The organism is Dokdonella sp. (genome assembly GCF_035703485.1).
Classification (GTDB): Bacteria; Pseudomonadota; Gammaproteobacteria; order Xanthomonadales; family Rhodanobacteraceae; genus Dokdonella.
Map to the genome: position 1 here is coordinate 14695 of NZ_DASSYD010000070.1, position 14367 is coordinate 29061.

Consider the following 14367-nt stretch of genomic DNA (forward strand, 5'->3'; position numbering starts at 1 on the left):
TATTCCGAGCTGTAGTTGTCGTGCGGGGAGGTGCGAGATGGAATGTCTCTGTGATGCCTGGGTCGGGGCTCGCGGCGATCGCTTCGAGCACGTAGCCTGCGAAGTCGAGATCGATGTGCGCGATCTGACAGCATGCTTTTCCCTGGCAATTCCTGCATGAGTTTTTTCGCCGAACTCAGGCGCCGTAACGTCATCCGCATGGCCGGCTTGTACCTGATCGGCTCGTGGCTGATTGTGCAGGTGGCCGACACGGTGTTGCCGATGTTTGGTGCGCCGATGTGGCTCCCGCGCAGTCTGGTGATTCTGCTCGCGATCGGGTTTCTGCCCGCGCTCGCATTTGCCTGGATCTTCGAGCTCACGCCCGACGGGATCAAGCGCGATGAGGAGGTCGAGCCCGGGCAATCCATCGCACCCAAGACCGCGCAGCGCATGAACCGGCTGATCGTCGCCGCGCTGGTGCTGGCGGTGATCTATTTCGGCGTCGACAAGTTCGTGTTTGCGCCGCAACGTGATGCGGCGTCTGTCGCGCAGACCAGTGAGCCGATCAGGGCGCCTGACGCTGCGCCGTCACTCACGGATGTCGTCAAGAAAGTCACCGACAAGTCCATCGCTGTATTGCCGTTCGAAAACCTCAGCGAGGACAAGGCCAATGGCTTTTTCGCCGATGGCATCCAGGATCAGATCCTCACCAGCCTGGCCCAGATCGCCGACCTCAAGGTGATCTCGCGCACCTCCACGCAGAAATACGCCAGCCGTCCGGAAAACCTTTCGCAGATCGCCAGGGAACTCGGCGTTGCGCACATCCTTGAAGGCAGTGTGCAGAAATCCGGCAATCAGGTTCGCATCAACGTGCAGTTGATCGAGGCCGATTCCGACAGCCATCTGTGGGCGAAGACTTACGACCGCAAGCTCGATGACATTTTCGTGATGCAAAGTGAAGTCGCTCAGGAGATCGCGGATTCGCTGCAAGCCAGGCTGACTGGTGCCGAACGCACCGCGTTGACGACGCCGCCGACTGAAAATCCAGCCGCCTACGAGGTCTGGCTCAAAGCCCGCACTCTGCAACTTGGCTCACCTTACGACGAGGAAAACAATGATCGCATTGTCGAGACCTTGCAACGGGTCGTACAACTGGATCCGAACTTCGCTGCCGCATGGGCGCATTTGGCATCGCAAGGGCTCTGGATTTACTGGAGCGGGTTCGACGCTTCGCCCGAGCGACTGGCGGCGGCGCGTGCGGCGCTCGATCGCGCGACAGCACTGGACCCGGAAGCGCCGGAGGTGCAGATGACACAAGCTCAATATCTGTACACAGGCGAGCGTGATTTCAAGGCGGCATCGACAATATTGAACCGGCTCAAACAACGGTTGCCAAATGACGCCGATATCTGGTTTCGCGCAGCAACGGCCGAACGCCGACTCGACCAGTTCGATGAGTCCGTGGCGGATTTCGCACGAGCACGTTCGCTGAATCCGAACGATGCCAGGACCCTGGGCGAATATGGAATCACCCTGTACGCGCTGCGCCGCTTCAACGAAGCCGAGCAGGTGCTCGATGCCGCTCTGGAGTTGCAGCCCGATGATCCCAGCCTGCTTGCGATGAAGTTGTACAACGCCTGGGAAATGTACGGGATCGAGGGCGGAGCGAATCTATTGGCATCGGTGCAATCGGACGATGTATCGATCCTGGCCTTGCGCGGCACGCAAGCGCTGTTTGAGCGCGACTACACCGCCGCATCCGGACTGTTCCGACGTGCTCTTGCCGGAAAAGAGCAAGCGCGCAGTCCGATCGAATTCGCTGGCTATCTTCCGGGAGATGTCGGCTTGCAGTTGGTGCTGGCCTTCAGCGAACAGCGCAATGATGCGTCCGCCACGGCGAAGGACTTGTATCGCCAGGTTCAATCCCGTGCCAGGTCAGTGCTTGCCACGGAGCAGCCCAATCCCAACATCGCCGCCGCCTGGCATGCGGCGCTGGGCTGGGCCGAGGCCGGGCTGGGCCAGCGCGAGTCATCGATCAGGAATGCGCAGCGAGCGACTGAGTTGATCCCGGAAGCAGGCGATGCATTCGAAGGCCCAACGTGGGTGTACTACCTGGCGCAGACCTACGCCCTCAACGGCAATGCCGACCACGCAATCCCGCTACTCGAACACCTGTTGCAGATTCCGAGCGGAGTGACGCGGGAATTCCTTCGCCTTGATCCAACCTGGGATGCGATTCGCGACGATCCGCGTTTCCAGAATCTGCTGAAAGAAGCTGGCCATGACTGATCACTGGCAACGCCTCAAGCAACGCAAGCTGGTGCAGTGGGCGGTGGCTTATGTCGCCACGGCGTTCGCGCTTTTGCAGGGCATCGACATCATCGCCCAGCAGTTCGGTTGGGCGGAGAGCGTGCAGCGTGGCATCACGCTGGCCATGATTGTCGGTTTTTTCGTCGTACTCGTACTGGCCTGGTACCACGGCGAGCGTGGTGTGCAGAAAGTGTCGGGCACGGAGTTGCTGATCCTTGCGCTGCTGCTGGCAGTTGGCGGTGGTTTGCTATGGAAGTACGCGGCGAACGAACCTGCAGCCGCTATCGTGGAATCCTCGGTATCAGCTGCCAGCACTGATCCCGCGGGGGGCGTTGCAAATCCCGCTGTCATTGTCGGCAAGTCGATCGCCGTGCTGCCGTTCGAGAATCTCAGCGGCGATCCGGACAACGCCTACTTCGCCAGCGGCATGCAGGACATGATCCTGACCAAGCTCGCCGGTATCGGTGATCTGAAAGTCATCTCGCGCACCTCGACGGAAAAATATGCCAGCCATCCGGAAAACCTGAAGACAATCGCGCAGCAACTCGGCGTGGCATCGATTCTCGAAGGCAGCGTGCAGAAATCCGGCAATTCGGTGTTGATCAACGTGCAGTTGATCGATGCCGAGAGCGACCACCATCTGTGGGCCGAATCCTACCCGCGCACGCTCGACAATATCTTTGGTGTCGAAGGCGAAGTCGCGCAGAAAGTCGCCGACGCCCTGAAGGCGAAACTGACCGAGGCGGAGACCGTCAGTGTCGCCAGCGTGCCCACGCGCAACCCGGCGGCCTACGAACTTTTCCTCAAGGCCGAATACCAGTTCGCGCAGGCCTGGAACTCCTGGCAGCTGCCAGCCTATCTGAAAGCCGAAGACTATTTTCGTCAGGCCATCGCCCTGGATCCCGATTTCGCCTTGGCCTACGCCAAGCTGGCGAATTGCCGGTTGACCCGACACTGGTTCACGGCGGGACTGTCGGATGTGGAAATGGCGGCGACCAAGCGTGCCATCGATCGTGCGCTGGAATTGGCGCCGGATCTGCCGGAGGCGCATCTGGCGCTCGGCTATTACTACTACTGGGGTTTTCGTCGCTATGACGAGGCCACGATCGAGTTCAAGCGGACCCTTGAACTGGCACCGAACAACGTTGATGCGATCAACGGGCTCGCGTTCGTAGCACGGCGTACCGGGCATGTTGCGCAGGCGCTGTCCGGTCTTGAGCGTGCCTTGTCGCTGTCACCGCGTGACCCGAGTGCCAATGCAAGTTTCGGCGAGACCAACGCGATGCTGCGTCGATACACCGAGGCGGATCGCTGGCTGACGCGGGCATTGGCAATTGCGCCGGACGACGCCAATGCCCTGGACCAGCTTCTGCAAACGCGACTCTTCGGCTTCGGAGACCTGGCAGGAGCCCGCGAAGCCTTTCGACAACCACCGGACTGGCGGATCTCGGGTCAGCGCCTGTGGGCTGGCGATGTACTTTTCCTGATCAACCCGCGCGCGTATGTCGATTACCTCGACCGGCGATTCGCCGACGCATTGCGCGAGTGGGACACGGCGCCGGCAAATACCGACGTGGAACGCATGACCGGTCGCGTGGCGCGCATGGTCATAAAATTCATTGCTGGCGACCGCGGTTCCATCAAGGCGGAATGTGCGGAGCTCGAACCCGCACTGACTGCAGAATTGGCCAGGCAGCCCGATTCCCTGGCGCTGTTGCAACAACTGAGCTGGGTCGAAGTCTGCCTCGGTCGCAATGCAGACGCGATTGCGACGGCGCAAAAGGCGGTCGACGTGTTGCCCTTGAGCAAGGATGGCTATTTCGGTGCCTACCAGTTATCCGGACTCGCCCAGATCGCGGCACATGCCGATGCCCCGGATCAGGCCATCGAACTGATCCGCCAGCTGCTGGCAATGCCGGCCGGAACGATCATGTCGATCGAGCGCCTCAAGCTCGATCCGGTGTTCGACCCGCTGCGCAAGGATCCGCGCTTCCAGCAATTGCTCGCCGATGCACAAGCCGCTCAGTACAAGACCACACAGCCATGACCACGCTGCACAGGGAAAGGGGCCAATGAAGTGAGTTTTTTCGACGAGCTCAAACGCCGCAAAGCCTTCAGGTTGGAAGCATGCCCAAAGCAGGCCAGGTCATGATCTTCCGTCGCTTCCTGCAGCGCTTCAGACAACAGCAATGGGGTGCCATTGCCACCGAATTGGCGATTGTGATCATCGGCGTGTTCATCGGCATGCAGGTGTCAAACTGGAACGCGGAGCGTGAAACCAATCAGAAGGCCAAGGTCTTCACCGCACGGCTGAGCGACGACCTGCGCAAGGAAGCCTGGGGTTACGAATGGCTGATCAACTACAGCCACGAAACCAATGTGAACCAGCGACGCGTACTGGACGCCATGGCCGGAGAAATCACCCTCTCCGATGAGCAGTTCGTGATCAGCGCGTACCGAGCCACGCAGTACAAGGAAAACAGCCCGTACCGCGCGACCTATGACGAGCTGGTGTCCACCGGCACCATCGGTCTGATTGCCAATCAGGAAATGCGCGAAACGGCGATCAACATCTTCGCCGCCCCGTGGTTGGATCAGATAGCGCGACAGGCCCGAGATTCGGAGTATCGCAAACTGTTTCGCGAGACCGTTCCAGCAGGGATCCAGGAAGCCTTGCTGGCTCGCTGTGGCGATCGATTCGCGACGGTGCTCGACTACGCCACCATCGAAGCTTCGCTCGACTACCCGTGCACACTGGATCAACCTGCGGAGAAAATCCGCGCAGCGGCGGACGCATTGAGAGCCTTGCCGAGGTTTGTACCGGCCCTTCGCATTCGGTTTGCCGACAACCAGACCGCGATAGCGGACTTGCAGACGGGCAACAGTTCGTCCTTGAAAAACCTGCAAGCCATCAGGAACGCAAAGCCATGATCCTGCGCCGCCTCACCGAACATCTGAAACAACAACAGTGGACCGCAATCGGTATCGAGTTGGTAATTGTCGTGCTTGGCGTATTCCTCGGCCTGCAGGTATCGAACTGGAATGAGGAGCGAATAGAGCGTCAGCGAACGACCCAGGTTCTCGAAGGGCTGCGGGCCGACATGCGTGACTACATCGATGTACAGCGAACGCTAAGCGACAAAGCCACAAGGGGACTTGCAGCGTTCGATGCGGCCCGCGCCAGTGGCAAGAATCCGGTGCCCTATTTCCTTCGCGTAAGGGGATCGGAAACCCCGCCGACCTCGGTGTGGCAAGTGGCTCAGCAATCCGGGCTGGCCGAACTCGTGCATCCGAGTCTGATGTTCGAGCTTGGCTTCTTCTACTCCGAGATTCAGGGCATCGGCGTCAAATTCGGACGCTACTCCAGGTTCGTCGATAGCGAGATACTGCCGCGTCTTGGGGAACCGCAGGCGTTCTACGACGAGAAGGACAACCTGAAGACCAGGTTCCAGCAGAATATGCAGCGATTGCGCGAGTGGACTGCCGATGGTGGGGTGACCCTCGTATCGGCCGAATGTCTGCTGAAACGGTTTGAGACCCCCAAAGATGCCGGACCATCCTGTCGCCCTGACTACGCCTCGTTCGTCGATGACGAGACAAAACCATGATCCTGCGCCGTCTCACCCAAAACCTGAAAAAACAAAACTGGACGGCCATCTGGATCGAAATCGTGCTGCTGGTGGCCGGTGTGTTTCTCGGCATCCAGGTATCGAACTGGAATGAAGAACGCGTGGCGCGAGCGCAGGAGCGATCCGACCTGATGCAATTGCGCGCCGAGATTGTCGCCAACCGTCGCATGCTCGAATACCAGGTGCGCTACGTCGGGCGGGTGGTTGCCGGTGGACGAAACGGCTTGCAATTCCTGAAAGAAGGAAAAGATTGCGTGGAAAAATGCGGGCGCTGCTGGTGGACTTCTACCACGCCTCGCAGGTTTGGGGGACCGGTTACTCGGTTGCGAAGTTCCAGGAATCCGAGCGCCTCGGCTTCCCTACGGACGCCTCGACTGCACTCGCGGTGAGGGATTTCTATCAATACATCAGGGGTTGGGATTTGATCAACGTGTCGCCTCCGGTCTACCGTGAGCGTATTCGGGGATATTTTCCGCCGGAAGTCAGTGCTGCACTCTGGTCCGACTGTTACGAGAATGAAAGTGGAGACAGTGAAGTGCTGACGCAGGATTGTGAGCCGCTGCTGCACAAGCTGGACGTCCGGCCCACGCTTCATTCGATCAGGACGGACGCGACCTTGATCAACCCGCTTCAATTCTGGGTCGGACAAAATCTCTTCGCTTTGCAGACCTATCCGGCCATCCTCGCTCGTGCAGACGCTGCGATCGTGGCGCTCGATCGGAAACTTGGAGCCGTAGAATGATCCTGCGCCCAGGCATCGCCGACGTCACAACGAGAATCGGAGGCATGACCCTGTCCAACAGGGAGCAGCACGAAACACGTCGCGTCATTGTCAGGGAACTGCCATGAGCCTTTTCGCCGAACTCAAGCGCCGCAACGTGTTCCGCGTGGGCATCGCGTGGCTGGCATTGTCGTGGTTGCTGGTGGCGATTGCCAACCTGTTGTTTCCGGCGCTGGCGATGCCGATTGCGACGGTGCGCTGGCTGCTGTTGCTGATGATTGTGCTTTTGATTCCGGTGCTGGGAATGGCGTGGCGTTATGAGATGGGGCCGCAGGGTTTGCGTGTCGATCGTGGCCATGATCTGAACAATCCGCAGAGTGAACGCACCGCGCGACGCATCGATCAAGCCAGCGTGGTCATGGTGCTGGGCGCGTTGAGCCTGGCGATTCTGTATCAGGTGATCCAGCCCTATGCGGTGAAACGCGACACCGTTCAGACACCGGATGCGGGCGCCATGAAAGTGCCTGCCGAGACACCGAAGCCGGCCAAGCCGATTGATCCGCGCTCGATTGCGGTCTTGCCGTTCGCCAATATGAGTTCCGATCCGGAAGATGCGTATTTCGCCGACGGGCTTGCCGAGGAATTGCTCAACGTGCTCGGACGCATTGCTGATCTGAAAGTAACCTCGCGCAGCTCTTCGTTCGCATTCCGTGATACTTCCGCAGGCTTAGCAGAAATCGCCGCGAAACTCGGCGTTGCCCATCTGCTTGAAGGTTCGGTGCGTCGACAGGGCCTCAAGGTGCGAATCAGCGTGCAACTGATCGACGCTTCCGATGGTCGCAATTTGTGGTCGCAGACCTACGATCGTCAGCTCACCGACATTTTTCGCGTACAGCAGGAGATTGCCCAGTCCGTCGCCGATACGCTGGTCGCGTCGCTGGGTCAGCGCACGGTAACCGTGGTGCCGGCCACAAGCGATATCGAAGCCTACGAATCCTATCTGCGCGGACGCCAGTTGTTCATCCAGCGCGGTGCCAATCTACCGGTTGCGCGCGAATTGCTCGAACGCGCGATCAACAAGGATCTGCGCTTCGCCGATGCCTGGGCTACGCTGGCCGGAGTCTGGTACGTCTGGCGCTCCTACGCACCCGAACCAAAGGGGATCGATACCTTGCAGCGATCCGCCGAGGCGGCGGCGAAAGCGCTCGCTTTGCAACCCGAACATCCGGGTGCGTTGGCAGTCAGTGCGCGCCTTGCCGCGCTCGCTGGCGATCGCCTGCGTGAGTCCAAACTGATCGCAACGGCGCTCACGCTGGAACCCAACAATGCCAATACCTGGTTGTGGCAGGGACTCGGCCTGTTCGAGGCCGGTCATATTGACGAGGCCCACGCGAGCTTCGAGCGTGCCCGGCAACTCGATCCACTGAGTGGTTTGCAGTCGGGATGGCTGGGTATCTCGACGGCCTTGCGTGGTGATCGTGCGGCCGGCGAGGCATTGTTGCAGCAAGCGCATACGTTGGGCTGGCGTGGCCCGGCCAGTCGCGCTCTGTTCCTGTTCGCACTCGACGCCAATGACGATGCCGGAATTGTTGCGCAACGCTATGCCGACTGGTTGCACGATGACGATACGATGTCGGCCGATCAACGCGAGCTGGCACGCTCACTGGCCCCAGCGCTGATCGACGACAGCCAGCTTGAGCAGGCCCGTGCAGCTTTGTCGGCCGCCGTAGCGGAAAGTCCGGATGAAGAATGGACGATTCTTCTGGCCAGTTTCGGCATGAACGATGCGGCGATGACAGCGCTTGAGCACGCCGATCGCGCCACCGCTCAACCGCTGGTGTTGAGCCTTTGGTTTACTGCATTCAAGGCTCTGCGTGCCGAATCCGGATTCATGGATTGGGCGAAGGGACAGGGCATGGTCGATTACTGGCGCGAGCTTGGCCCGCCGGATGGCTGCAGTCTGAGCGAGCGGCCCGATGAATCCCTCCGTTGTGCTGAGTGATCAGCAGCCGCCGGATCTACCAGCTCTCCAGCACATCATCGAAATGCGTTGAAGGATCGTGTGCATGCAACTGCTTGTAGCGACCGCTATAGAAAATCAGCGGTTGCGCCTCATTTCCCTGCCATAGATATTCAACAGCGGCGATATAGAGAAAGTGATCGCCTGCTTCATGCACATCGACAACACGCGCGACGATATGCGCAAGGCTGCCCGGAATCAGCGGCACATCTTGTTGACGACTGAAGGCGACAGTCAGGCCGGCAACCGGACTGCCGGCGAAATGTGCACCAAGAGACTGCTGCGCCTCGGAAAGGACATTGACCGCATAGCGATCACCGACATCGAGATGGTGAATGGCGCTCGATTCTCTACGCAGCGAAACCAGTACCAGTGGCGGATCCATCGATACCGGCAGAAACGAATTGACGGTAATGCCGGCCGGTTCGCCCTCGCGCAGAAACGTGACTACCGCGACCCCGGTCGGAAATCGTCCCATGACGTTGCGGAACATGCGCGAGTCCAATGCTGGGGTCGGCGAAACAGCCATCTTCATTGATTCCTCGTCTATTTCGTATTGCCTTTCAACATCCTCGACGCTGTACAGGTATGCATGTGTCCGAGATGCAGCAAGAATGCGCGAATGGTTTGTGAAGCTTTACTGTCGTGATCAATCAAACGCCAAATCCAGTTCGCGGGCAACTCGCAGCACGCCACGGGTTGCCTGATCGAGTACGTCGTCGCGCGGCGTGATGCGTGGGCGCGCATCGAGCTTGGTCGCCAGCGAGCGCGCCAGCAGCAACATGTGTGCCTCTCGCAGCGTGTTCGCCTGGCTGGCATCCAGCAAATTCATCGAAGCGGCCATTTCGATCAAATCGATGCTGTTGGTCACGCTCAGCAGCCTTGTATGTTCGCTGGCATGTTCGAGTACCAATGCCTGAACCAGAAACTCGATATCCACCAGCGCCCCAAGACCTTGCTTGAGATCAAGAATTTCCGAATTCGATCGATCGCTCTCCCTGCGCCAGCGTGTACGCATGTCGACGATCTTCTTGCGCAACTCGGCACCATAGATTCGCGCGTCGAGGGCAAGTGCGCGCGCTTCGGCGAATCGACGTCCAAGGGCAACATCGCCAGCGACCGCGCGTGCGCGCACCAAGGCCTGATGTTCCCAGGTCCATGCACGCTCTCGCTGATACGCGGTGTAGGCCTCAAGGCTGGTCACGAGCAAGCCGGTGCCGCCGTCAGGGCGCAAGCGGATGTCGATTTCGTAAAGCCGACCCGAGCGCGTCAGCATGGTCAGCAGGTGCACAAAGCGCTGGGCAAGGCGTGCGTAGTAGCGCGCTCCATCTAGCGGTTTCGCGCCGTCGGATTCGAGCGCGGCGAGGCTGCCGTCATAGACGAACACCAGATCGAGATCTGATCCGAAACCGAGCTCAGCGCCACCAAGGCTGCCGTAGCCAATCACGGCCATGCCGGCGCTGTCGCCATAGCGGTCATCGATGGTGCCGTGGTTGGCGATCAGATCGCGCTCGGCAATGCGCAGCACCGACGTGAGTACGGCCTCGGCGACAACGGCGAGTGATCTTGCCGTTTGTTCTGCATCAAGACGGTCACCAAGAAACGCCAGACCGATACGAAAATGTGCCGACAGACGCTGCTCCTGGACGATCTCGATTTCCCGCTCAAGGTCTTGATCGTGGACGACGCTCAATCGACGCTGAATTTCGGCCTCGACTTCATCCCGGTCTGGTGGCGGACCTTCACTGCGTTCGTCGAACAACTCATCAAGCAGCAAGGGATGCGCAATGACGCGCTCGGCGAGCAGGGCGCTTGCGGCAAACACTGCGGTCAGGCGTTTGAGCGCGGCCGGCTGCTCGTCAAGCAAGGCGAGATAGGCCGAGCGCCGGGCAACCGCGTTGACCAGACCTATCAGGCGCACCAGGCAGGCGGTGGGCGATGCACTTTCCATCGCAGCAGCGAACAGGGCCGGCATGACCCGGTCAATGCGTTCGCGCGAGCGCACCGAGGCTGCTCGCAGGATCGGGCTGCCAAGAAAACTCTCCAACGCGGCGACCACAGGTTCAACCGGGTCGAAGCCAGCCTCGACGAAGGCCTCGACATCGACCCCTGACTCGGTACAGCGCTGCCACAACGCAGTCCACTCGGCAGCACCGGCAGAAGTGCGTGCATGCACGGCAGGCGCCATGACCGCGTTGAATTCTTCGCTGACGGCCGCGCGCTGTCGATCCAGTTCGCCAATCAGCTCGGTCGGTCCGGCATAACCCAGGGCGAGCGCGATACGTAGCTGCTGGGTCTCGTCTTCAGGCAGCTCGTGGGTTTGCTGGTCGGCGAACATCTGCACGCGGTTCTCGACCCGACGCAGGAAGCGGTAAGCATCCGCCAACTGCCGGGCGCGGCTGCTGTTGATCAAACCGAGTTGTTCGCAAACCGACAATGCCGAGAGCAATCCGCGGACGCGCAAGGCCGGCTCGCGGCCGCCGCGGATCAGTTGCACGAGCTGGACGATGAATTCGATTTCGCGGATACCACCGGGCCCGAGCTTGAGATGACCGGCCAGATCCTTGCGCGCGACCTCGGCATCGATCAACGATTTCATCTCGCGCAGCCCGGCAAACGCGGTGTAATCAAAATAGCGACGAAAGACAAAAGGTCGCAACGTCGACAGCAAGCGGGTGCCGGCGGCCTTGTCGCCGGCGACCGGTCGCGCCTTGATCCAGGCATAGCGCTCCCAGTCACGACCTTCGCGCTGGTAGTACTGCTCCATCGCCGAGAACGACAAGGCGACGCGGCCGACATTGCCGAACGGGCGCAGGCGCAAATCGACGCGATAGACGTAGCCGTCCTGAGTCCGGTCGGCGAGCAACGAAATCAAATGCTGGCTGAGTCGCGAATACCAGGCTTCCGCATCGAGCGGCCGCGCCCCGTCGCTGCTGATGCCACCTTCGTCATAGGCGAGCACCAGATCGACATCCGAGGAAAAATTGAGCTCACCGCCGCCGAGCTTGCCCAGCGCCAGCACGACCAGGCGCTGCACCTCGCCGGACTCCGTGCGAATCAGGCCATGACGTTCGGCGAGTACGTTTTCGGCATGGCGCAGAGCAACTTCCAGACAGACCTCGGCAAGCACGCTGGCACCAGTCAAGGTGGTCTCGATCTTGTCGATGTTGTTGACGTCGCGCCAGATCAGGCGCAACGACTCGCGTCGGCGGAAGCGCCGGATTTCGGTACGGAATTCGTCGTCGGCAAGGGTGCCCGAGAACGGTGACGCGCGTGCATCAGCATGGCGTGGATCGTTCATCAAACGAACTAGGTCGGGGCCGAGCAGTTGCGGATCGTTGTCGAAACTCTCAAATGCGTAATCGCTGGCCAGCAGCACCCGGTCGAGATGATGGTCTACACCGGCATCGTCATAGAACGGAATTCCCGCTTCACGGCAGCGCGATTCCAGGCGGGAAACCTTCTGATCGAGCAAGGCTTCGATCGCAGGCGGACGGGAGACGATAGGCATACGTGGATTCTGGCAGCGACCTGCGTCCACGGCCAGCAGGATTGAAAAGCCGGGAACAGCAAGAAGCGAAGTGCAGCTTCGCCGCAAACCGCAGGAGCGCCTTCAGGCGCATAGCCTTCGCTGGCTTCAGCCGAACGGGTGGCGGCTGGTTCTGGCACTTGCGCGCCGAAGCGGCTGGGGGCAGTCTGCGCGTCCACGCGCGTGGTTTACTTCGCCGGATCGACTCCTTCAAGTGCGCCGTCAGGGGGCAAGTGCGCAGGCCGACAATGGTGTTCACCTTTCACTCAGCCGCGTCGCCTGACAGTGCGCAGTTGCTCAACCTGCGATCCAACGACAACCGATGACTGCGAATCCAGAAACAACCGCGTTCAAGCGAAACCTGCCGTATGTGGTCTGGTTGCTGCTCGCCATGGTGATCTTCGCGATCAGCGCCAGTTGGCTGGATCCGGCGATTGGCTGGCCGTGGCTGGAACCGGACAGTTCGCGCCTGGGCCTGGCTGCAATCAACATTTTGCCGTTCGTGCTGATTGTCATCCTGCTCAGTGCATTGACGCGGCGGGTTGTGCTCTCAAGCTGGATTGGCTTGCTCCTGCTGGTTGGCAGCTACGCAGCCAACGCGATCAAGTTGCAGCAGCTCGAAATGCCGCTGCTGCCGGGTGATTTCCACTTTCTGCAAGAGCTGAGCTCGACCCTGCCACTGTTCGCCCACTACATCGGAAACGGCGGGCTGCCGATACTGATCGGTCTGCTCCTGGTCGCGCTGACGATCGGCTTGTTTCGCGAAACACCGTGGCCGGCCATGCGTGGCTGGCGGCGCGGGATTGTCGCCAGTGCAGTGATCGTGCTCGGCGTCGGCCTCGTTCAGGGCTGGACGCCGTGGCGCTCGATCTACAATGCGCAGCGATTGAATTTCGCGCCGTGGTCGGTCGTCGACAGCGCCAAGCGGGCTGGCATGATCGGCAACCTGGTTCTCTACAACTGGGAGCTGGCAGAGCGCCAGAACCTGCGACCGGATCGTGCCGCGGCGTTGGCCCTGCTGCGTGACAACGCCGAGGCGTTGCGGACGCACTTGAGCCCGAATACCTCATCGCTGGCCATGCCGAGCGGCACCGCGCCTGACATCGTCATCATCCAGAGTGAGTCGTTGTTTGACCCGGTGCGCCTTAAGGATGCGCCGAAAAATGTCTACCTGCCCAACTTCCACCGTTTGAGCAAGCGTGGTCTTTCAGGCGAGATGAAGGTGCCGACATTTGCCGGTGGCACGATCCGCACCGAGTTTGAAGTGCTGACCGGGCTGGCGCTCAAGTTTTTTCCCGGTGTCCAGTATCCGTATTTCGAAATCGCCGACCAGCCGATTCCGGGCATTGTGCGGACCTTGTCGCGCCAGGGTTATCAGACCACTGCGATTCATCCAAACAGCGGAGTCTTCTGGAATCGCAATCGGGCGTTTGAGGAAATCGGCTTTGATCGTTTCATCGATGAAAAGGCGTTTTCGAAGAGCGATATCGTCGGCTTGTTCACCGGCGATGCTGCGTTGACCGATCATGTCCTGGCCCAGCTCGACAAGGAAGGTCCGCCACAATTGGTGTTTGCGATCAGCATGGAGAATCACGGCCCTTTCGACTGGCGCCCCGGCCTCGATGCCAAGCGCCTGGCCAGTCTGCAAACGCCGCCAGGGCTCGATGAAGGTGGCGAGTACTGGATGCGCAACTATTTGTATCTGCTTGAAGACGCCGATCATGAACTCGGTCGTCTCGCCGAAGCTCTGCACAAGCGCAAGCGCCGCACCTTGCTGTTGTTCTACGGCGACCATCTGCCGGCACTGCCTCCGGTCTACCACCAGATCGGATTCAACGATGGCCTCGGACCGAAGACCCAGCCGGTGCCATGGCTGTTGCTCGACAACCGTCGCAACCTGGCCGAGCACAGTCCGATGAACACGACCTCGTGGTTGTTGCCAAGCATTCTTCTGGAAACGGCCGGGATCAGTGGCGATCGCTACTTCTCGACCCTCGCAGCGCTGCGCGAAACCTTGCCTGTCGATGTCATGGGATTGAGCGGACGCTTGCCCGATGAACTTCGCGCGCTGGGCCAGTTGCGTTACCGCAATGAGCTCGAACCGCTCATTGATCAGGTGCTCGGAGATCCGCCAGGCGGCACGCAAACCGCCATCGCGCCATAGGCCAGCAATTGCTCC

Annotated in this window: 10 protein-coding genes; 8 read left to right on the forward strand and 2 right to left on the reverse strand. The window is 60.2% G+C overall.

What is annotated here, in order from left to right; genetic code table 11:
• The first annotated feature begins 156 nt into the window (after nucleotides 1–156).
• The 7 genes from VFN25_RS05290 (at nucleotide 157) to VFN25_RS05320 (ending at nucleotide 8641) form a co-directional block, all read left to right on the forward strand.
• Complete coding sequence (locus VFN25_RS05290; protein WP_325139575.1) at nucleotides 157–2268, forward strand: TPR end-of-group domain-containing protein; 2112 nt, start codon at nucleotides 157–159, stop codon at nucleotides 2266–2268.
• The gene (locus VFN25_RS05295; RefSeq protein WP_325139577.1) at nucleotides 2261–4336 is read left to right on the forward strand and encodes a hypothetical protein; all 2076 of its coding nucleotides are present in this window, start codon (nucleotides 2261–2263) and stop codon (nucleotides 4334–4336) included. Before VFN25_RS05290 ends, VFN25_RS05295 begins: the two co-directional genes overlap by 8 nt.
• Before the next feature lie 80 nt (nucleotides 4337–4416).
• Nucleotides 4417–5220 (forward strand): hypothetical protein, encoded by an 804-nt coding sequence (locus tag VFN25_RS05300; RefSeq protein WP_325139579.1) that lies wholly within the window; start codon nucleotides 4417–4419, stop codon nucleotides 5218–5220.
• A complete protein-coding gene (locus tag VFN25_RS05305; protein WP_325139581.1) occupies nucleotides 5217–5897 on the forward strand; it encodes a hypothetical protein in 681 nt (226 codons plus the stop codon). Before VFN25_RS05300 ends, VFN25_RS05305 begins: the two co-directional genes overlap by 4 nt.
• Nucleotides 5894–6307, forward strand: a complete 414-nt coding sequence (locus tag VFN25_RS05310) for a hypothetical protein (protein WP_325139583.1) — start codon at nucleotides 5894–5896, stop codon at nucleotides 6305–6307. The genes VFN25_RS05305 and VFN25_RS05310 overlap by 4 nt, the downstream gene beginning before the upstream one ends.
• 41 nt (nucleotides 6308–6348) lie before the next feature.
• Nucleotides 6349–6660, forward strand: coding sequence for a hypothetical protein (locus VFN25_RS05315; protein WP_325139585.1), 312 nt, complete (start codon nucleotides 6349–6351; stop codon nucleotides 6658–6660).
• Nucleotides 6661–6763: 103 nt separating this feature from the next.
• Complete coding sequence (locus tag VFN25_RS05320; protein ID WP_325139587.1) at nucleotides 6764–8641, forward strand: hypothetical protein; 1878 nt, start codon at nucleotides 6764–6766, stop codon at nucleotides 8639–8641.
• Between the two features lie 16 nt (nucleotides 8642–8657).
• On the opposite strand, the gene VFN25_RS05325 is transcribed toward VFN25_RS05320, so the two are convergent.
• A complete protein-coding gene (locus tag VFN25_RS05325; RefSeq protein WP_325139589.1) occupies nucleotides 8658–9194 on the reverse strand; it encodes a flavin reductase family protein in 537 nt (178 codons plus the stop codon).
• A 114-nt stretch (nucleotides 9195–9308) separates the two neighbouring features.
• On the reverse strand, nucleotides 9309–12170 hold the full coding sequence (glnE, locus tag VFN25_RS05330) for a bifunctional [glutamate--ammonia ligase]-adenylyl-L-tyrosine phosphorylase/[glutamate--ammonia-ligase] adenylyltransferase (RefSeq protein ID WP_325139591.1): 2862 nt from the start codon (nucleotides 12168–12170) through the stop codon (nucleotides 9309–9311).
• A 340-nt stretch (nucleotides 12171–12510) separates the two neighbouring features.
• On the opposite strand from glnE, the gene VFN25_RS05335 reads away from it, so the two are divergent.
• A complete protein-coding gene (locus tag VFN25_RS05335; RefSeq protein WP_325139593.1) occupies nucleotides 12511–14352 on the forward strand; it encodes an LTA synthase family protein in 1842 nt (613 codons plus the stop codon).
• Nucleotides 14353–14367: the final 15 nt, after the last annotated feature.